Below are 19,067 nucleotides of genomic sequence, written 5' to 3' on the forward strand. Positions count from 1 at the left end.
GGGGTGTAGGCGTCGTATCCGCCGCCACGGACCTCCGCGGCGCCGTCGGCAGCACGGCCGCATCCGGGGCAGGCCAGCGCCCCGTTGAGGTGGCGCCGGCAGGCGGTGCAGTAGTCCACGGCTGGTCACGATTCTTGCGGTCGGAACGGTTCATTGATCTGCGGGGTCGATCAGTGGCCAACACCATAGGCGCTGCCCGTCCGGTCCGGACCCCCGGGCGGCGAGCGCTCACAGCACGCACACGGGGCCGACACCACGCGGCTTTCACGCATTCCGGCCGACTCCGGTCAGTCCGGTGTGCGGTGTGCGCGCGCTCCCGGCGCGCGCACACCGCAACGCGCCCGGCCGGGCGGCCGGTTGACCGCCGCGGCACGGCGGGCGGCGACCGGCCACCGGTTTGTCCGCAGTCGGCGAAGTGTCTTCACCAACCGGACTCACGCCGCCAGAATCGGCGCATGACCATCCGACGCGTCGCCGTACTGTCCGACATCCACGGAGTCCTCCCCGCGCTGGAAGCGGTCCTGGCGGAACCGGACGTGGCCGCCGCCGACCTCCTCGTACTGACCGGAGACATCGCCGCCGGACCGCAACCCGGCCCGGTCCTCGACCTGTTGACCTCCCTCGGCGACCGCTGCGCCTGGGTCTCGGGCAACGCCGACCGTGAGCTGCTCGATCTGCGGCGCGGCGTCGCCGGCACCGTCCCCGACCCCATCGCCCCCTGGGCCGCCGAGCAGCTCACCGACGCGCACCTGGAGTTGCTGGCCTCGTTGCCCGCGACACTGACCCTGGACCTCCCCGGCCTCGGGCGGACCCTGTTCTGTCACGCCACCCCGCGCGACGACGAGGAGGTGGTGCTGGTCGACTCCCGGCTGGCACGCTGGTCGGAGCTCTTCGAAGGGCTGGACCCCACGGTCGACACGGTGGTCTGCGGTCACACCCACATGCCGTTCGCACGGCTGGCGCACCGACGGCTGGTGGTCAACCCCGGCAGTGTCGGCATGCCCTACGGCCGGCCCGGGGCGCACTGGGCGCTGCTCGGCCCGGGGGTGGAACTGCGGCGCACCGTCTTCGATCCCGCCGCCGCGTGCGCGGCGGTGGCGGAGCAGTCGGGGTACCCGGACGCGGCGGGCTGGGCCGACTACTTCCTCCATGCGCGGGCCGGGGACGACGAGGCGCTGGCGGCGTTCGCCCCGCGCGACGGCCGGACCACCGAGCCCTGACTGCACGGCGCGGCACGGCACGGCACGCGAGCCTACTGCGGCCGCGCCCGCCGTTACGGCGTGGCACTCCGGCGTCATGGCTGCCGGGCACGTGGCGTCAGAGCGGCCAGCGCCGGGCCCCGGCCTGGGTGACCGTCACCAGGGTCCTGCCGTCCGGTGAGAGCGCGATGGCGCCCTCACCGGCGCCGAACGGCACGTCGGCCAGCACCCGGCCGCTGGTGGCGTCCCAGACGACGCTGGCGCCACGGCTTCCGGGGAAGACCGCGCGGGCGCCTGCCGCCGTCCAGACCAGCGCGCCGCGCGGCTGGTCGCTCATCGGCAGGTCGTGGGCCGCGGTCCGTGGGAGCGGGGCGGGGTCGGTTCCGGAGAGCGGCACGGTCCACAGCGCCGCGTCCCGGCCATGCGTAGCTCCGGCGGCGGCGAGCGATCCGCCGTCGGGGGCGAACGCCAGACCGATGAGCTGCCGCAGCTCGCGCGGGCCGGCCTCCAGCAGCGCCGTGCCGTCGGCGACCCGGCGCACCACGACCCGGCCGCGCCCGTCCCCCACCATCCCGTGGGCGACGAGGTCGCCCGTGGCGTCGAGGGCGACGGCCTGGAGGGTCGGGCCCGGTTCGCGGAAGGCGCCGACCGGGACGCCGGTGGCGGCGTCCAGCACCACGGACCGGCCGTCGGCCGCCGCGAGCACCACCCGGCGGCCGTCGGCGCTGAAGGCGGTGTGCAGCCGTTGCGGACCGCGTCGTCCCCCCGGCGGCAGCGCGTAACGCCAGCGCGGGGCACCGGTGTCGAGCTCGTCCAGCAGGAGCCGGGCGTCGTCGGACAGCACGGCGCGGGCGACGGTCTCGCCCGCGGGGTCGACGGCGAGAGCCGAGAGCGCCGCCGCCGGTCCCGGGCCGGGCGGCAGGAGCCGCGCCTCGGGCGGCCCGCCGTCCTCCGGCCATCGGCAGATCACCTGGCGGCGGCGGGCGGCGCCGCGGTCCAGCTGGGTGGAGAAGACCAGGCCGCGCGCGTCGTCGCTCACGGCGGCGAGCCGGACCGGCCAGTAGGAGCAGGGGCGCTCGGGCGGCGCGTCGGGCAGTGGTAGCCGGGTGAGCAGCACCTCCCCCGGCGCGTGGGCGCTCCCCGGGTCGGCGGGTGCCCCGGGGCGGGCCAGCCCGGCGAGGAACCAGACGCTGACCTCCTCCTGCACCACCACCAGGGCGCGCCCGTCGGGAGTGAAGCAGGCGACGGCACCGGCCGGGTCCGCCCACAGGGTGCGGCCCTCGCCGTCGAACAGGACGGAGCCGAAGTCGGCGCCGACGAAGGCGTGGGGCCCTTCCGCCGTCCAGCAGGCCCGGGTGGCGGTGGCGGCGAACTGGGAGTCGGCGTCCATACCGCCGGGGCAGCCGGCGGGGCGGATCAGCGGGCCGGGTATCAGCCGTGCGGGCGGCGACGCGCCGGGCGCCGGGGGCGGGGGCCCGGCGTCGGGGCCGGTGTCCGCGGCCCGCAGGGTCAGCAGCCGGGCCGCGGGGCGGGCCCGGACGGTCAGGCCCGCGTCGACCGGCGCACCGCCGACCGCGCCGCCGACCGCGAAGACCGCGCCGCCGTCGGGCGCCAGCGCCAGCGCGGCGACCGAGGTCAGCCCGGTCTCGCCGGAGGCGAGCACGGCCCCGGTGGCGACCTCCCGGACCATCACCCGCCCGCCTGGGGCGGCGTGGGCCAGCAGCCGGCCGTGCGTGTCGAGCGCGACCGGGCCGAACGCGTCGCCACCGCCCGGCACGCTGAGGACCATCGCACCGGTGCGGCTGTCGACGACGGCGACCACGTCGGAGCTGCCGGTGCCCACCGCCAGGCGCCGTCCGTCACCGGAGAAGGCGAAGCGCACGGGGTCGTCCAGGCTCATCGAGCCCCGTCCGGAACCGGCGGCGCTGCCCGTCAGCGCGGGGTCGAGCCGCCACAGCGGCTTGCCGGTCGCGGCCGACCAGGCCGTCCAGCTGCCCTCGACCGCGGTCACGGCGATCTCGCCGTCCGGGCTGACCTGGACCTCGCACGGCTCGTCCTGCGTGTCCGCGCCGTGCTGGTACCAGACGAGCGGAGCGTCGCGGGTGGTCTCCCAGCGCACGATGTCGCCGCCGCGCTCCTGCCAGGAGGCGTGGGCTCCGACGACCAGCCAGCGCAGTGAGGCGGGGGCGGCCACGGCGGCGGCGCCGTGGTCGAGGCAGGCCATGGTGTCGCCGCCGTCCTCCAGCCCGTCGGCGGCGGGCGGCGCGCCGCCCGGGCCGGCTCCGGGCGCCTCCGCGTCCTCGGGGTCCATCGCGCCGTAGTCGAGGTGGTAGCCGCCCGGGGAGTCGTGGCCGGCGTCGCCGCCCGGGCCGAAGATCCGGTCGAACTCCGGGCCGAGCCCGTGCACGAAGCCGGGGTCGAAGCCGGCGCCGGAGCCGTCGCCGCCCACGCCGGGTTCGGCCCCGGGCTCGGCCCCGGGTTCGGCGGCGCCGGGCCGGTAACCGTTGCGGCGACGGCTGGGGAACAGGCCGTCCGTGCCGCGCGGGGAGTCGAGGTCGTCCAGCCGGGCGAGGTCGTCCAGCGGCGCCAGGTCGCACGGCCCGGCCCGGCGGCTGAGTTCCAGCAGCCCCGGCAGCGCTGCGAGGTCCGCGAGGTCGGCCTGGTCGGCCCAGTCCGACCAGTCTTCCTCGACGGGGTCCGCGACCGTGCCGGTCTCGACGCTGTCCAGCCGCCCGAGACCCCGGGTGCCCGCCAGCGCGTGGTACGGACGGGTGTCACCGCGGGTCCACTGGGCCCACCAGCGGTCGGGCATCGGGCGCTGCGCGGCCGGCCAGCGCAGCACCCGCGGGGTCAGCTCCGCCAGCCGGCGCGGCTCACAGCGTTCGAGCAGGCCGCACATCTCCTCCCAGGCCGCGCGGCCCGGGCGGGAGGCGAGCAGCTCGTCGAGGCGTCGTGCGTCGGTCATGGGACGTTCCTGGGCTCTTCGCTGGTGGGTGGCCCGGCCGGCCTCAGGGCCGGTGTCCGGCGTCGCCTCGGGAGGCGCCGGCCGTGGTCGCGGGGGTGTCGAGGGGGTGGGCCCGCAGGCCGTCGGGGGTGGCGGTGACGAGGACCCCACCGTCGGGGGTGAGGTTCCAGGCGGTCTCCCGGCCCATGCCGTCCACGGCGTGCAGCGGCCTCTCCCGCGCGAGGTCCCAGACGGTGACCGTGTGACCGGAGCGTACGGCCACTCGCGGACCGTGCTCGTTCCACACCGGCCGCGCGCACTGCCGGCGGGCCTCCCAGGGCAGTTCGCCGAGGACGGACCAGGGCCGGGCGTCGCCGGGGCGGGCGGTGAGGTCGATGACGGTGGCGACTCCCCGGCCGTCGTCGGAGATGCCGACCACCGCCAGCTCCGTGCCGTCGGGGCTGAAGGCCAGCCCGCAGCACCAGCCCATGCCGGTGGTGTGGGTGGTGAACGCGCCGCTGCGCAGGCCCAGTACGGCGATCTCGCCGTCGGGGGCGCCGCCGTGGCAACGGCAGAGCCGGAAGGCGAGCCGGGAGCCGTCCGCGTCGACCGCGACGGCCCCGGTCCCGCCGACGGCACCGCCGCGGTGGGCGTCGGACTCCCCGTCGAACAGCGGCGCCCCGCTCCGGGCGCGCACCGCCGCGACATGGTGGGAGTTCTGGTCGCAGCCGGCGACGGTGGAGCCGTCGGCGCTGACGGCGAGCCGCACGTGCCGGGCGTCGCCGTCGGCGGTGACGGTAGGGCGGCCCGCACGGCGGCGCCACAGCTCGCCCGGCGCGCCCTCCAGAGACCAGTGCACCATGCCCGCGATGTGCTGCTCCTCGGCGCCGCCGAGGGAGGCGGTGAGCATCGAGCCGTCGGGGCTGAGGACGAGGTCGCGGACGACGGCTCCGTGCGCGCCGCGCACCAGCGGCAGCCGTAACGGGTCGGCCCGGGTGTCCGGTTCGAGCAGCAGCAGCTCGCCGAGTCCGGGGAACCAGGGCGCGGAGGTGGCGACGGCGACCCGGCGGAGATCCCGGGTGGCGGCCACGCTCATCACGCGCTCCGGGACGGCGGCGCGGCCGGCCAGGGGCCGGCGGGTGTCCAGGGCACCGGGTTCGCAGAGTTGTCGCACGGCCATGTCAGGACCCTAGACGCCCTGGCGGGGACTGTGGGCAGGTTGTCCCGATCAGCCGGCGCCAACCGGTGGTTTCCGGGCGTTTCCCGGCGGCCGATTCCGGCCGCCGGGGCCCCGCCGGGCGGGACGGAGCCGCACGTCACGGACGGAGCGGCGGCCCCGTGCCGGTGCCGGTGGCCCGGCCGTCGGGGCCGACGGCGACGCAGGGCGACCGGGCGACGGCGCACCGCCACCCGAGGAGCGCGCGCGGCGCGGGCGGGCGCGGACCGGGGCGCGGGGTGAGACCCGGGGCCGGCCCGGTCGGGACGCGACGTGAGGCGCGGCGTGAGGCGCGACGTGAGGCGCGGTCAGGAGGAGGCGCGCCGGACCAGTTCGGTGGGGAGGATCAGCCCGGGTGAGGTGGGCGCCTCACCGGCGATCTCAGCGAGCAGCGCCCGGGTCATGGCGCGCCCCATCTCCTCGGTGGGCTGGCGGACGCTGGTCAGCGGCGGGTCCATGTGCCGGGCGATGGCCGAGTCGTCGAACCCGACGAGGGCGACGTCCCCGGGGACGTCACGGCCGGCCTCGCGCAGTGCGCGCCGGGCGCCGGCGGCGGTGAGGTCGGAGGCGCAGAAGACGGCGTCCAGCGCGGGCCGCCGGCCGAGGAGTTCGCACATGGCGCGGTAGCCGCCCTCCTCGCTGAAGTCGCCGTGCGCGACGAGCCCCTCGTCGTCGGCGAGGCCGGCGGCGTCGAGTTCCTCGCGGTAGCCGTCGAGGCGGCACTGGGCGGCGTACATGTCGCGCGAACCGGTGATGGTGGCGACGCTGGTGGCGCCGCGTTCCAGGAGGTGCCGGACCGCGGCGCGGGAGCCGCCGACGTTGTCGCCGTCGACGTGCGGGAAGGTCTCGTGGGCGGAGCGGCGGCCGTTCATCACGGCGGGGATGCCGTTCTCCGCGAGCAGTTCGGGGAGCGGGTCCTCGCCGTGGACGGAGACCAGCAGGACGCCGTCGACCCGGTTGCCGGCGGCGTACTGCGCGAACCTCTCGCGCTCGCTGGCGGTGCGGCTGAGAGTCAGCAGCAACTGGATGTCGGCCTCGGCCAGTTCGACGCTGATGCCACGGATGATCGCGGCGAAGTACGGTTCGGCGAACAGCCGGGTCTCGGGCTCGGGCACCACCAGCGCCACGGCGTCGGCGCGGTTTCCGGCCAGGGCACGTGCCGCTCGGTGCGGGACGTAGCCGAGGTCGGCGATGGCCGCCTCGACCGCGACCCTGGTGCGTTCGCTGACCCTCGGGGACCCGTTGATCACCCGGGACACGGTTCCGCGTCCCACGCCGGCTCGTGCCGCGACCTGCTCCAGTGTGGGCCGCCCATCACGTCCGGCCCTCTGTCTTGCCACCGCCATCGGGTCCTCCCGTTGCTTGCTCCCGAAGCCCCCATGAGATCACGGAAACACGTCGGTGCGGTCAGATGCCTTGACACCGGCCCGCGTCTCCGGAAATCTCCGGAACACCGTCAGTGGGAGCGCTCCCACTTGCGAACCCTACTCAGCAGACTTCGAACGTTCCACACCCGGCCCCGCTCACCCCCACATGCGCCGCACGCCGACCGGGAGAGGCACGTCCACGCGCCAGGAGGACGATCACCATGCGCACGACCCACCGCAAGAGGACGATCAGAACGGCTGCCGTCGGCCTCGCCGCCATGATGCTCACCGCCACCGCCTGCTCCAGCAGCGACGACGGCGGCAGCGGCTCCGGCGACTCCGACGACATCACGCTGACCGTCGGCGTCTTCGGACAGTTCGGCCTGGAGGAGGCCGGTCTGTACGAGGAGTACATGGAGCTGAACGACCACATCACGATCGAGCAGACCTCCACCCAGGAGAACGCCGACTACTACGCGGCGCTGCTGACCCGGCTGCCCACCGGCAGCGGCCTGATGGACATCCAGGCGATCGAGGTCGCCAACATCTTCGAGGCCACCAACGAACTCGGCCAGTACTTCGTCGACTTCAACGACCACGACGTGGACACCGGCCACTTCCTCGACTGGAAGCTCGCCCAGGGCACCGACCCGGACGGCAAGGTGGTCGGGCTCGGCACCGACACCGGCCCCATGGGCATCTGCTACCGCACCGACTTCTTCGAGGAGGCCGGGCTGCCCACCGACCGCGAGGAGGTCAGCGCGCTGTGGGCCGACGACTGGTCGGCGTACATCGAGGCGGGTGAGGAGTTCGCCGAGAACACCACCAGCGGCGCCAAGTGGGTCGACGCCGGCGCCGGTCTGTTCAACGCGGTCGTCAACTCCTTCCCGGAGCGCTTCTACGACGAGAACGGCGAGGTCGTCTACCAGGAGAGCGAGGGTGTCGCCACCGCCTGGGACATCGCCATGGACGCGGTCGAGTCCGATCTGACCGCCAAGCACGACCTGTTCACCCCCGAGTGGGACCGGGGCATGGCCAACGGCGACTTCGCCACCCTCTCCTGCCCGGCGTGGATGCTCGGCTACATCCAGGACAAGTCCGGTGACGCCGGCCTCGGTTCGTGGGACTTCGCGCACGCGCCCGTCGCCGGCAACTGGGGCGGCTCCTTCCTCACCGTGACCGAGGCGTCCCGGCACAAGGACGAGGCCGTCAAGCTCGCCGCCTGGCTGACCGCCCCCGAGCAGCAGGCCAAGCTCTTCACCGAGCGCGGCAGCTTCCCGTCCTCGGAGGAGGCCATGGGCTTCCCCGAGGTCCAGGAGGCCAGCAACGAGTACTTCGCGGACGCCCCCATCGGTGAGCTGTTCAGCGCCGCCGCACAGGACATCCCGACCCTCATCGTCGGTCCCCGCGACCAGGTGATCCAGGAGGGCCTGGCCAACGGCCTGCTCACCGCCGAGCGGCAGGGCGCCGACCGCGACAAAGCTTGGGAGGACGCGGTGAAGTCGATCGAGAACGCCCTCGCCGACTGATCCGCCGAAACGCGATGACATCCCACGACCTCAACGCCGCGTCCCCCGCTGAGGGGGGCGCGGCCCCGCGCCCGGCCAAGGGTGGCGACGACGAGCGGGAGCGGCGCAGGCAGCGCCGCCGCTCGTGGCGCTACCGGATGGACACCAAGGCCAGTCCCTACGGCTTCATCCTGCCGTTCTTCCTCTTCTTCGGGGCCTTCGGGCTCTTCCCCCTGCTGTTCACCGGCTGGGCGGCGCTGCACCGGGTCCGTCTCCAGGACCCGGGAAGCATGGAGTGGGCCGGCTTCCACAACTTCACCCGGCTGATGTCCGACGAGTTCTTCTGGAACGCGTTGGCCAACACCTTCACCATCGGGCTGATCTCCACCGTCCCGCAGCTGTGCATCGCCCTGGGCCTGGCGCATCTGCTCAACTACAAGATGCGCGGCTCCAACTTCTTCCGGGTCGCGATGCTCACCCCGTACGCGACGTCGGTGGCCGCCGCCACGCTCGTCTTCGCGATGCTCTACGGGCGCGACTACGGAATGATCAACTGGGCGCTCGGCCTGGTCGGTATCGACAACATCGACTGGGAGGGCGGCAGCTGGACCTCGCAGTTCGCGATCTCCACGATCGTCATCTGGCGCTGGACCGGCTACAACACGCTGATCTACCTGGCCGCCATGCAGGCCGTGCCGAAGGACCTCTACGAGTCCGCCGCGCTCGACGGCGCCTCGGCGTGGAAGCAGTTCCTCCACGTCACCCTGCCCTCGCTGCGGCCGACGATCCTCTTCACCATCGTCGTCTCCACGATCGGCGCGACCCAGCTGTTCGGTGAACCGCTGCTCTTCGGTTCCGGACCGTCCGGCGGCTCGCAGAACCAGTACCAGACGCTCGGTCTGTACATGTACGAGATGGGCTGGTTCAACTTCAACCTCGGCCGGGCGTCGGCCATCGCCTGGGCGATGTTCCTGCTGCTGATCATCATCGGCCTCATCTACTGGGCGGTCTCCAAGTGGGTCACGCGCGGCACGACCGGCAAGGGGGACTGACCCATGACGACGACAGCCCCACCCACCGGTTCCACCTCGCCCGTCCGGGTCGACGGTGACGGCGGCAGCGGGGACCAGCCGGGCCGGCGCCCGCGCCGCACCGGCGGCAAGGCCGGCCGGCAGATGCACGCGGGGTGGCTCACCTACGCCATCCTGACCGTCTTCGCCATCGGCTCGCTGTTCCCCCTGGTGTGGACGGCCATCGCGGCCTCGCACAGCAACACCCGGCTCGCCCAGACGCCTCCGCCGTTCACCTTCGGCGACCGGCTCTGGGAGAACCTGGACACCGCCTGGAACACCGGGAACATGGGCATGGCCCTGTTCAACACGCTGTTCGTGGCGAGCGCCATCACCATCTCCACGGTGCTGTTCGCCACCCTGGCGGGCTACGCCTTCGCCAAGCTGCGGTTCCGCGCGAAAAACCTGCTGTTGCTGCTGGTGATCGGCACCATGATGGTCCCGCCGCAGCTCGGGGTCGTCCCGCTGTACATGGCGATCGCCGAACTCGGCTGGACCAACCGGCTCCAGGCGGTGATCCTGCCGATGATGGTGAGCGCCTTCGGGGTGTTCTTCATGCGGCAGTACCTGGTCCAGGCGCTACCGAAGGAGCTGATCGAGGCCGCGCGGGTGGACGGCGCGCACAGCCTGCGCGTCGTCTGGCACGTCGTGCTCCCCGTCGCCCGGCCTGCCATGGCCGTGCTGGGGATGCTCACTTTCGTGATGGCCTGGAACGAGTTCTTCTGGCCGATCATCGCCTTGACCCAGCAGAACCCGACCGTGCAGGTCGCGTTGACGGGCCTGGGCCGGGGGTATGTCCCCGACCAGGGCGTCATCATGGCCGGAGCGCTGCTGGGCACCCTCCCGCTGCTGATCGCGTTCGCGGTCTTCGGGAGGCAGATCGTCGGCGGCATCATGCACGGCGCCCTGAAGGGCTGATCCCGCCAGCGGGGTGTGCCCGTCTCACGACGTGCGCACCCCGCATCCTTTGAACCACGAATGGGAGCGCTTCCATGACTGACAGTCATCTCACATCCCTCTCCCCCACCACCCCGGACCTGGAGTTCCCGCCGGACTTCCTCTGGGGCACCGCGACGGCGTCCTACCAGATCGAGGGCGCGGCCCGCGAGGGCGGACGCACCCCCTCCATCTGGGACACCTTCAGCAGCACCCCCGGCAAGGTGCAGAACGGTGACACCGGCGACGTCGCCTGCGACCACTACCACCGCTGGGCCGACGACCTCGACCTGATCAAGGACCTCGGGATCGGCGCCTACCGCTTCTCCATCTCCTGGAGCCGGGTCCAGCCCACCGGCCGCGGCCCGGCCGTGCAGAGCGGACTCGACTTCTACCGCCGGCTCACCGACGGACTGCTGGAGCGCGGCATCACCCCGGTCGTCACGCTCTACCACTGGGACCTCCCGCAGGAGCTGGAGGACGCCGGCGGATGGCCCGAGCGGGAGACCGCCGAGCGGTTCGCTGAGTACGCCCGACTGGTGGCGGAGGGACTGGGCGACCGCGTGACCCGCTGGACCACGCTCAACGAGCCCTGGTGCAGCAGCTTCCTCGGCTACGGCTCCGGCGTCCACGCGCCCGGCCGCACCGAACCGCTGGCGGTGCTGCGCGCCGCGCACCACCTCAACCTCGGCCACGGCCTCGCCACCCAGGCGCTGCGCGCCACCCTGCCCGGCACCGCACAGGTCTCCATCACGCTCAACCCGGCGGCGGTCCGCCCGCTCACCGGGTCACCCGAGGACCTCGACGCCGCCCGCCGGATCGACGCCCTCCAGAACCGCATCTGGACCGGCCCGATCCTGCACGGCGGCTACCCCGAGGACCTCAAGGCCGACACCGCCGCCGTCACCGACTGGTCCTTCGTGCGGCCGGGCGACGAGGAGATCATCAACCAGCCGCTGGACTCCCTGGGCATCAACTACTACCAGCCCTCCGTGGTCTCCTACGCCCCCGGCCGCGGCACCGCCGAAGACGACGGCCACGGCGACTCCCAGTTCTCCCCGTGGGTCGGCTCCGACGACGTCGCCTTCCACCAGGCGTCGGAAGAGCGCACCGAGATGAACTGGTCGATCGACCCGAGCGGCCTGACCGAGCTGCTGACCCGGTTCCACCGCGAGGCGCCCGGCCTCCCGCTCTACGTCACCGAGAACGGCGCCGCCTTCGACGACCAGGTGGACGAGGACGGCCAGGTCCGCGACCCGCGCCGGGTCGACTACCTCCACGGGCACCTCTCCGCCGTGCGCGACGCCATCGCGCAGGGCGCCCCGGTCCAGGGGTACTTCGTCTGGTCGCTGCTGGACAACTTCGAGTGGGCCTACGGCTACAGCAAGCGGTTCGGCGTCGTGCACGTGGACTTCGAGACCCTCAAGCGCACCCCCAAGAGCAGCGCCCTCTGGTACGCCGACCTGATCCGGCACAACCGCGCGCTCTGAGCCCGGGGCCGGGCCGGCGGGAGGGGGCCCGGCCGCCCCGCGCCGGAAGCGCCGAACGCCCCGGCCTCGTTCAGCGTTCCGCGTTCCGCGTGACACACTGCCGGCCACCGCCGCGACCGGCAGCTCCGGGTGCGCCCGCCCTCCCGCACGGGGGACGGGCGCGCCCCGCCGCGGGGGAGGCGGCGAATCCGGGGGACGGCGAGCGACGGAGATGACCCGCGACATGACGGCGGCCTGCCCACGCGGTAGTGACGAGCCCGGGGCGTGGTGCGCGCACACGACCGCCGAGCGGGTACGCGCGGGTACGGTCGGCGTACGGCAGACCGTGGACGACGCACTGGCGCGCGTCACCGAACTCGACCCCGAACTGCGGGCGTTCACCGAGGTCTGGCCCGAGTACGCCGCTGGCGTGGCGGCCGGAGTGGAGCGCCGCCTGCGGGCCGGTGAGTGGTTGCCGCTGGCCGGGGTGCCGGTAGCCCTGAAACGCGCCGAGGGGCTGTCCTCCCACCAGACACGGCGGCTGATCGAGGCCGGCTGCGTCCCGGTCGGGGCGACGGCCACACCCGGCCGGGGGACGCCCTGGCGGACCTGGGGTGCCACCGAACGTGGCCCCACGCGCAATCCGCACGACCCCGGCCGCACTCCGGGGGGCTCCTCCGCCGGTTCGGCCGTCGCGGTGGCGGCGGGCATGGTGCCGCTGGCGACCGGCAGTGACGGCGCCGGATCCGTCCGCGTCCCGGCGGCGTGGTGCTGCGTCCTGGGGCTCAAGCCGACCAACGGCGTGGTGCCCGCCCGTGACCGGGCGGGGCTGAACATCGCGGGCCCGCTGGTCCGTTGTGTCCGGGACGCCGCGTACTGGCTGGCGGCGATGCGCCCGGCGGCGGCGCCGGCCGCCGTGCCCCCGGCGCGGCGGGCGCCGCCGCGTACCGTGTGGTCCGCTGACCTCGGCTTCGCCGATCCGTCGGCACCGGTGGCCGCCACGGCGCTCGCGGCGCTGCACGTGCTGGCCTCCGCCGGAGCGGTGGAACTCCACGACACCCCCGTGCGGTGGGACGATCCGGCCGGCTGCTGGCTGGCGCTGCGCGGCGCGGGCCCTGGGGCGGCGGCGGAGGCCGCCCGCGAGCGGGTGGCCCTCACCGCGCGGGTGGCCGGGCTGTTCGAGCGGACCGAACTGCTGGCGACACCGACCACCCCCAACGTCCCGCACGGCCACCGGGGACCGGGAGAGGTCTTCAGCACCGCGCTGACCTGGACGTTCAACATCACCGGCCAGCCCGCGTTGTCGCTCCCGGCCGGGCACACCCCGGGCGGTGAACCGGTCGGACTGCAACTGGTGGCGCGCCACGGCGCGGAGGCGACCCTGCTGGCGGTGGCGCGGGCGGCGGAACGCGCCGGGGTGGGCGGGTGCGCCCCGGTGCCGGTTCGGTGGGCGTCGTCGCCAGGTGCCGCCCCGCCGCCGTCCGCCCGGCCGGTCGTGGACGGCGACGGCGGCGGCTCGTCCCCGGTGCGGTGATGCGCGGGTCGGCACACCGCAGAAGTTCACGCCCGTCATCAACTCGGTCACCATGCCCGCCGTGCCGCTCTCGGGAATCATGCTGCCGATGGCGCGGCCCCGGCCTGGCTGGATGTCGTCTCGCGGTTCGTGCCCTGCCGCTACCTCGTCGGGGCATCCGCGCCGCGTTCGTCGGCACTACGGCGCGGCGGTGCTGCCGGGCGCGGGCGTCGCCGTGGCGCCGGCGTCCGTCGCGATCACCCTGGGGGCACGGCTGTTCAGCCGGGCCGGGGCGTGAGCGGACGGCGAGGGCCCGGCATGACGGCATCAACCGGCCGGTCCGGCGGGCGAGCACGGTACGTGGTAGCCGTCGTGGGCGTCAGCGGCGGGGGTCCGCACCTCGCGGAGGCGACGTGTCACCGAGACGCACCGGCTCGTGCTGGGCGCACGGATCGGTGAGGTAGGCCAGCGTCCCGGTGACGGTGAGTATCCGGTCCAGGTGCGGGGGCCGGCGGTCCAGGTGCAGATGCACATGGGCGGCCTCGCAGTACCGGTGCACCATCAGGATGGCGGACAGCCCCATGGAGTCCACCGCGCCCAGTTCGCCGAAGTCGAGGTGGAGTTCGTCCAGTTCCGCCCTCTCCGCCCGTAGACGCTGGTCCAGCGTCTCCACCAGTTCGTCGCTCGACTCGTGGTCGAGGTCGCCGAAGAGCCGGACGATCAGCGTGTGGCGGCCCACCCGTTCGACGGTGAGCTTGAAGTAGGGCTGAGGCAGCGTGGTCATGCGGGCTTTCCATTGCCGGGGACGGGGATGTGGGGGTCGGGACGAAGCCCGTGTCCCGCGCGCTCCAGGAGCGCGCGGGCGCGCGGGAAGTCCTTCAGCTGGGAGTCCAGCACGTCGAGCGTGAGCGCGAGGGACCGGGCGGGTACACCGCGGGCGGTGAGGATGCCCGCGGTCCAGCCGATGAAGGCGGTGAACAGTTCCTGGTCGTCGACGTACAGGGCGGTTGCGAGGTAGTCGGCGACGTGCGCGATGTCCTCGGCCGTGTGGCGGCGTTGCCGGGAGCTGTACTCCCGCATCGGGAGGAACCGTTCCTCCAACTCCGCCAGGGTCTCCTTGACCAGCCGCGACCGCGACTGGGCGATCATCGTGTACTCCTGGTCAGCGAGGTGCGGCAGGTCCTCGATGGGGTGGTGCATCGCCGTCGGGTCCGGCCGCGGCAGGCCGGCCGCCAGCAGTTCGGCCACGGTGGCGGCGTCGGCCGCCCAGTCGCTGGCGCCGAGCGAACGCGCGTAGCGGCCGTCGGCGCCGAACGCGGCACCGCCGGCCAGCACCGGGACTCCGGCGGCCATGCAGGCGGTGATGGCGGCGTGGGCGGTGGGCAGATGGGTGGGGATGGAGGCGGACAGCAGCACCGCCTCCGGCCCGGTGCGATGCAGATGTGCGATCAGATGCGGGGTCGGCACATGGGCGCCGAGGAAGTCCACCCGCCAGCCACGCAACCGCAGCACCTCCGAGAGCAGGCGCGCGGGAAGCGCGTGCCACTCCCCCTCCACGCAGGCGACGGCGACGCGGGCATGGCGCGGCTCCACCCGGCCGGCGGGGTGATGGGCGAGAGCGGCGATCACCCGCTCGTTGATGGCGGTGGCGACATGTTCCTGGGCGACGGTCATGCGGTTGGCCGCCCACTCCTGCCCGACACGGGCCTGGGAGGGTGCGATCACCTCCATGAGCACCGCCTCCGCGGGCACCCCGTCCTCCAGCCCGGCGAACACCGCGGTGGCGGCGGCGTGCTCGTCGCCGTCGCGCAGCGCCGACCACAGCTCTTCCCGGCACGTCCGGATCAGTCTCTGGTCCGGGCGCAGGCTGGTACTGACGGTCATGCCCGGCGCCTACCCAGGGACCCCAGAGTCATGGCGGTCAGCGGACCACCGCGCGGTGTGGTGATGGCGACAACCGCCATGTCGTCGTGCCGGCCGCGGCCCACCCACTGGGCGGCCAGCATCTGGACACGCTCGACCACGGCCTCCGCGGGCATCCCGGCGCACTCACCGAGGGCCTCGCGCAGCCGGCTCTCGCCGAACATCTCGTCCCCGAGGGGGCCGCCGCGGGCCTCGGTGATGCCGTCCGTGAACAGCAGGCAGGTCTCGCCGACCGCGAGATCGATGGCGGCGGTCGCCGACTTGATGTCGCGCAGCACGCCGACCAGCGAGCCGTGCGTCTCGGCCTCCTCCACGGTGCCGTCCGCCCGCACGACCAGCGGCGCGGGATGGCCGGCGCTGGTGACCCGCAGCCGGACGCCCCGCTCCAGGCGCACCGCGGAGGCGAGGACCAGGGTGGCGAACCGGGTGTGATGGGAGTTGAGGAGCGCGGTGTTGAGCAGCCGCAGCATCCGCTGATGGTCGTCGGCCAGGGGAAGCAGCGCGTGCAGGGTGTTGCGGATCTTCCCGGTGAGGACCGCCGCCTCCAGCCCCTTTCCGCAGACGTCGCCGAGCACGGCGAGCGACTCCTGGTCGGCGTCCGCGCCGGGATGCACGTCGTAGAAGTCGCCGCCGACCCGCTCGGACTGGCCGGAGGCACGGTAACCGCCGGCGAACTCGACCCCGTTCACCTGGTGGAGGCTGGGCGGGAGCAGCTCCCGCATCAGCGTGGTGGTGATGCTCGACTGCTCGGCGTACATGCGCGCGGCGGACAGCGCGGCCCCGGCCCGGGCCGCGAAGAGCCGGGCGAAGATCTCGGCGTCCTCGGTGAACGCGGTGTGGTCGGCGCTCCGCAGCAGGATCAGCACGCCGCCGGGCAGGCCGTGGCCGGGGAGCGGCGTGATGACCACGGAGCCGACGCTCCCCCGCATCTCCTCCGGGATGACCCACTCGGGAGCGCTCGCCGGGTCGATCCAGCGGGACGGCACGGGCGGGAAGCCCTGGAGCGCCTCGCTGAGGCCCGGCATGGCGGAGGTGTCGATCTCGACCGTGCCGCGGGAGACCGGGTTCTCACCCACGCAGCTGGTCATCGGATGGCGGCGGCCCTTGCCCGGCGCGACGATGACGGCGGCGTCGGCCAGGTGGGTCGCGGCCAGCTGGGCGGTCACCTCCATGCACCGGTCCACGTTGAGTGAGGACAGCAGGGCGTTGGACGCCTCCGCGAGGAACGCCGTGCGCTCCCGCTCGCTGCGGAGCGCCTCCTCGGCGAGCCGCCGGTCGGTGTCGTCGACGAGCCACCAGACGACGTCGCCGTCCGGGTCGCGGGTGGGGTGCGCCTCGTACACCCGCTCCCCGATCCGGCCACCGGCCGGTGCCGAGGAGGAGCCGTTCTGTGAGGGGATGCCGCGTGAGAGCCGCTGGTGGGCGTCGGCGAGCCAGTTCGGCGCGGACTCGTGCAGCCAGTCACCGGGGCGTACTTCCGGCAGGATGCACGAGGCGGCGTCGTTGAGCTCGATGACACCACCCGCCCGGTCGGCGAGGACGACCGGGTACGGCGCGGAGGCCCAGGTGGCGCGTAGCTCACGCGGGCCGGCTGGGGAAGTCTTCGAAGTATCCACTGACGGAGGTCCGTAGGCTACGAACCTCACCACCCTTCACCTGACGAGAAACGCTTCTTCCCGCCACGATCGCGCAACGATGGGCCCCGAGGCAACCGGTGTCCTATACATATGCTTATCAACGTGTCATCGGTTTGATTCGACCGACGGGCCCGACCAAGATCACGTGGCTCGCGCACCTCCGGGTAACCCGTGGTCAGGCCGGTGCGTCGCTACCGGAAGCGGTCGCCGACCACCGCCGGGCGGTCACCTCCGGCCCGTGGCGGAAACTTTCGAACCACCGGTTCGGGCGTGCGTTGGGGGGACGGTACCGGCGCACGGCTGACGCTTCGGGCGTGCGCCGGAGGGCGGCCGTGAACCGCGCGCCCCGCGCCACCCGTTCGGGCGCCCCGGCCCCTGTTCGGACGTCACCGAGGACGCCCGGCGACGGTGCGCACCGGCCGCCCCGGGGCGGCGTCGCCGCCCGGGCCCCCGCGACCGGGCCCCGAACTCCGCCGGAACCGGCCGCTCTCAGGTACGTGCCGCGCGGCGCCGCGCGGCACGACGCGGGCGCGCGACGGTCACCGCGGGACCGGAGACGGACAGCCACACCCGGATCTCCGTACCGCCCAGGACCGAGGAACCGACCAGCACATCGCCCCCGGTGGACTCCGCGACCCGCCGCACGATGTCCAGCCCGAGCCCCGTGGAACCGGGACCGCCGTCGCCGTGGCCCCGGCGCAGCGCCTCGTCGGGGTCCGCGATGCCGGGCCCGGCGTCGGACACCAGCACGATCACCGCGTCGTCACCCCCGTGGTGGACGTCCACGGCGAAGTCGGTCCCGACGGGCGTGTGGCGGAAGACATTCCCGAGCAGCGCGTCCAGCGCCGCCACCAGGTCCGCGCGCGGCACCGGGACCCGGGCGGGCCGGTCGACACCGGCGAGGCTGGCGGAGCGCCCCTCGTCCTCCGCCAGCGCGGACCAGAACTCCATCCGCTCCCGGATCACCTCGGCCGCGTCGGTGTCGGCGCCCCCGGCGGGGGCGCCGTCGGGGCCGGTCAGGGCCGAGCGGTTCTCCCGGGCGGTCCGGATGATGGTGTCGACCTCCCGCTCCAGCTGGTCCACAGCGTGCCGGGTCTGCTCGGCCGCGTCCCCGGCCCCGAGGGAGGCGGTGTTGAGCCGGAGCACGGTCAGCGGGGTCCGCAGCCGGTGCGAGAGGTCGGCGGCCATCTCCCGCTCGCCCGCCAGGAGGTTCGCGACCTGGCGCGCCATGGAGTTGAACGCCACGGCGGCGGAGCGCAGTTCGGCCGGGCCCTCCTCGGGCACCCGTACGCTCAGCCGTCCCTCCCCCAGCTCCCGTGCGGCCGCCGCCAGTTGTTCGGCCGGGCGCACCGTGCGCCGCCCGAGCCGGTCGGCGACCGCCACCGACCCGACCACCAGGGCCAGTCCGACGCCCGCCAGCACCAGCCAGGCCGTCGTCACGCCCGCGGTGAGATCCGCGGTGGGCACGAAGACCTCGACCACGGCGATCCGTCCGGCCTCCACGGCGATGGGCTGGAGCAGTACGGTGCCGCCCTCGACGCCGAGGAAGACGGCGCGTCCGTAGCGCAGCGCGTCCCGCAGTTCGGCGTCGGAGGTGTGCCGTTCACCGATGATCAGCGCGCCGGCGAGGTCGTCCGCCGCTCCGGAACCGTCGGCGTCGGCAGTGTCGGCACCGTCGGTCTCAGGGCCCGCGGCCTCGGAGCCGTCGGCCCCGGGCGCGTCGTCCGGGCCGTCCGCCGGGATGTGGACGGCGATCCGGCCGTCGGCCCCCGCGTCGGTACTGGCCACGGCGCGCTGCAGCTGGGCCCGGTCGGTGGTGATGGCCAGCGCCGGCGCGAACGCCGCGGCCTGCCGCTCCGCGTTGCCCAGCGCGCGGTCGGCCGCCATCTCCTCGACGACCAGGGCGAGTGGTACGGCGAAGGCCAGGACGACCATCGAGGTCACCGCGAGCGAGATCCGTACCAGCGCCCATCTCATGCCGGTTGCTCCGGCCCCGCGGGCGGACGGCGCCGGCGGCCCGCCGGCCGGTACGGCGCGCGCGGCGGGGCCCCGGGCACGGTGGGAGCAGCCGCCGGGGTGACGTGGGGCGGGCCGGCCTGCGAGTGGCCGGGGTGGCCGGTCAGCGGCTGCGGGTGCGCCGGGCCGCCGGGCGGGCTGTGCGGCGGGCCGAGGGACGACAGGCCCGGGCCGCCGCCGTACGGCGGCGCGGCGTCCCACGGCGGCGGGCCGGAGGGAGGCTGACCGGAGGGAGGCTGACCGGCCGGGGGCGGCGGGGTGCCGTGTCC

Annotated in this window: 13 protein-coding genes; 6 read left to right on the plus strand and 7 right to left on the minus strand. The window is 74.3% G+C overall.

From position 1 onward, the window contains the following. The first annotated feature begins 455 nt into the window (after positions 1–455). Complete coding sequence (locus E0D90_RS11960; protein WP_130797878.1) at positions 456–1,220, plus strand: metallophosphoesterase family protein; 765 nt, start codon at positions 456–458, stop codon at positions 1,218–1,220. Positions 1,221–1,317: 97 nt separating this feature from the next. Here the strand turns inward: E0D90_RS11960 and E0D90_RS11965 are convergent, their stop codons facing one another. The 3 genes from E0D90_RS11965 to E0D90_RS11975 form a co-directional block, all read right to left on the minus strand. Next, the gene (locus E0D90_RS11965) at positions 1,318–4,164 is read right to left on the minus strand and encodes a WD40 repeat domain-containing protein (RefSeq protein WP_130797880.1); all 2,847 of its coding nucleotides are present in this window, start codon (positions 4,162–4,164) and stop codon (positions 1,318–1,320) included. Positions 4,165–4,207: 43 nt separating this feature from the next. Next, positions 4,208–5,323, minus strand: a complete 1,116-nt coding sequence (locus E0D90_RS11970; RefSeq protein ID WP_130797882.1) for a WD40 repeat domain-containing protein — start codon at positions 5,321–5,323, stop codon at positions 4,208–4,210. A gap of 344 nt (positions 5,324–5,667) precedes the next feature. Then, complete coding sequence (locus tag E0D90_RS11975) at positions 5,668–6,705, minus strand: LacI family DNA-binding transcriptional regulator (protein WP_103501736.1); 1,038 nt, start codon at positions 6,703–6,705, stop codon at positions 5,668–5,670. Between the two features lie 242 nt (positions 6,706–6,947). Between E0D90_RS11975 and E0D90_RS11980 the strand changes: the two genes are divergently transcribed. The 5 genes from E0D90_RS11980 (at position 6,948) to E0D90_RS28300 (ending at position 13,243) form a co-directional block, all read left to right on the plus strand. Beyond that, positions 6,948–8,255, plus strand: a complete 1,308-nt coding sequence (locus E0D90_RS11980) for an ABC transporter substrate-binding protein (RefSeq protein ID WP_130797884.1) — start codon at positions 6,948–6,950, stop codon at positions 8,253–8,255. Between the two features lie 14 nt (positions 8,256–8,269). Beyond that, positions 8,270–9,286, plus strand: coding sequence for a carbohydrate ABC transporter permease (locus E0D90_RS11985; RefSeq protein ID WP_103501738.1), 1,017 nt, complete (start codon positions 8,270–8,272; stop codon positions 9,284–9,286). Positions 9,287–9,409: 123 nt separating this feature from the next. Beyond that, positions 9,410–10,222 (plus strand): carbohydrate ABC transporter permease, encoded by an 813-nt coding sequence (locus E0D90_RS11990; protein ID WP_227870163.1) that lies wholly within the window; start codon positions 9,410–9,412, stop codon positions 10,220–10,222. 74 nt (positions 10,223–10,296) lie between these two features. Further along, a complete protein-coding gene (locus tag E0D90_RS11995; RefSeq protein WP_130797886.1) occupies positions 10,297–11,730 on the plus strand; it encodes a GH1 family beta-glucosidase in 1,434 nt (477 codons plus the stop codon). A gap of 211 nt (positions 11,731–11,941) precedes the next feature. After that, the gene (locus E0D90_RS28300) at positions 11,942–13,243 is read left to right on the plus strand and encodes an amidase family protein (protein WP_307721138.1); all 1,302 of its coding nucleotides are present in this window, start codon (positions 11,942–11,944) and stop codon (positions 13,241–13,243) included. 358 nt (positions 13,244–13,601) lie between these two features. Here the strand turns inward: E0D90_RS28300 and E0D90_RS12005 are convergent, their stop codons facing one another. From E0D90_RS12005 to E0D90_RS12020, 4 genes are all read right to left on the minus strand, one after another. After that, a complete protein-coding gene (locus E0D90_RS12005) occupies positions 13,602–14,006 on the minus strand; it encodes an STAS domain-containing protein (RefSeq protein WP_130797889.1) in 405 nt (134 codons plus the stop codon). Next, on the minus strand, positions 14,003–15,106 hold the full coding sequence (locus E0D90_RS12010) for a cobalamin B12-binding domain-containing protein (RefSeq protein ID WP_130797891.1): 1,104 nt from the start codon (positions 15,104–15,106) through the stop codon (positions 14,003–14,005). The genes E0D90_RS12005 and E0D90_RS12010 overlap by 4 nt, the downstream gene beginning before the upstream one ends. Then, the gene (locus tag E0D90_RS12015; protein WP_130797893.1) at positions 15,103–16,761 is read right to left on the minus strand and encodes a PP2C family protein-serine/threonine phosphatase; all 1,659 of its coding nucleotides are present in this window, start codon (positions 16,759–16,761) and stop codon (positions 15,103–15,105) included. Before E0D90_RS12015 ends, E0D90_RS12010 begins: the two co-directional genes overlap by 4 nt. Before the next feature lie 510 nt (positions 16,762–17,271). Continuing rightward, positions 17,272–18,759, minus strand: a complete 1,488-nt coding sequence (locus tag E0D90_RS12020; RefSeq protein WP_130797895.1) for a sensor histidine kinase — start codon at positions 18,757–18,759, stop codon at positions 17,272–17,274. Positions 18,760–19,067 lie beyond the last annotated feature (308 nt).

Source organism: Streptomyces otsuchiensis (assembly GCF_004305975.1).
GTDB classification, from domain to species: domain Bacteria; phylum Actinomycetota; class Actinomycetes; order Streptomycetales; family Streptomycetaceae; genus Streptomyces; species Streptomyces otsuchiensis.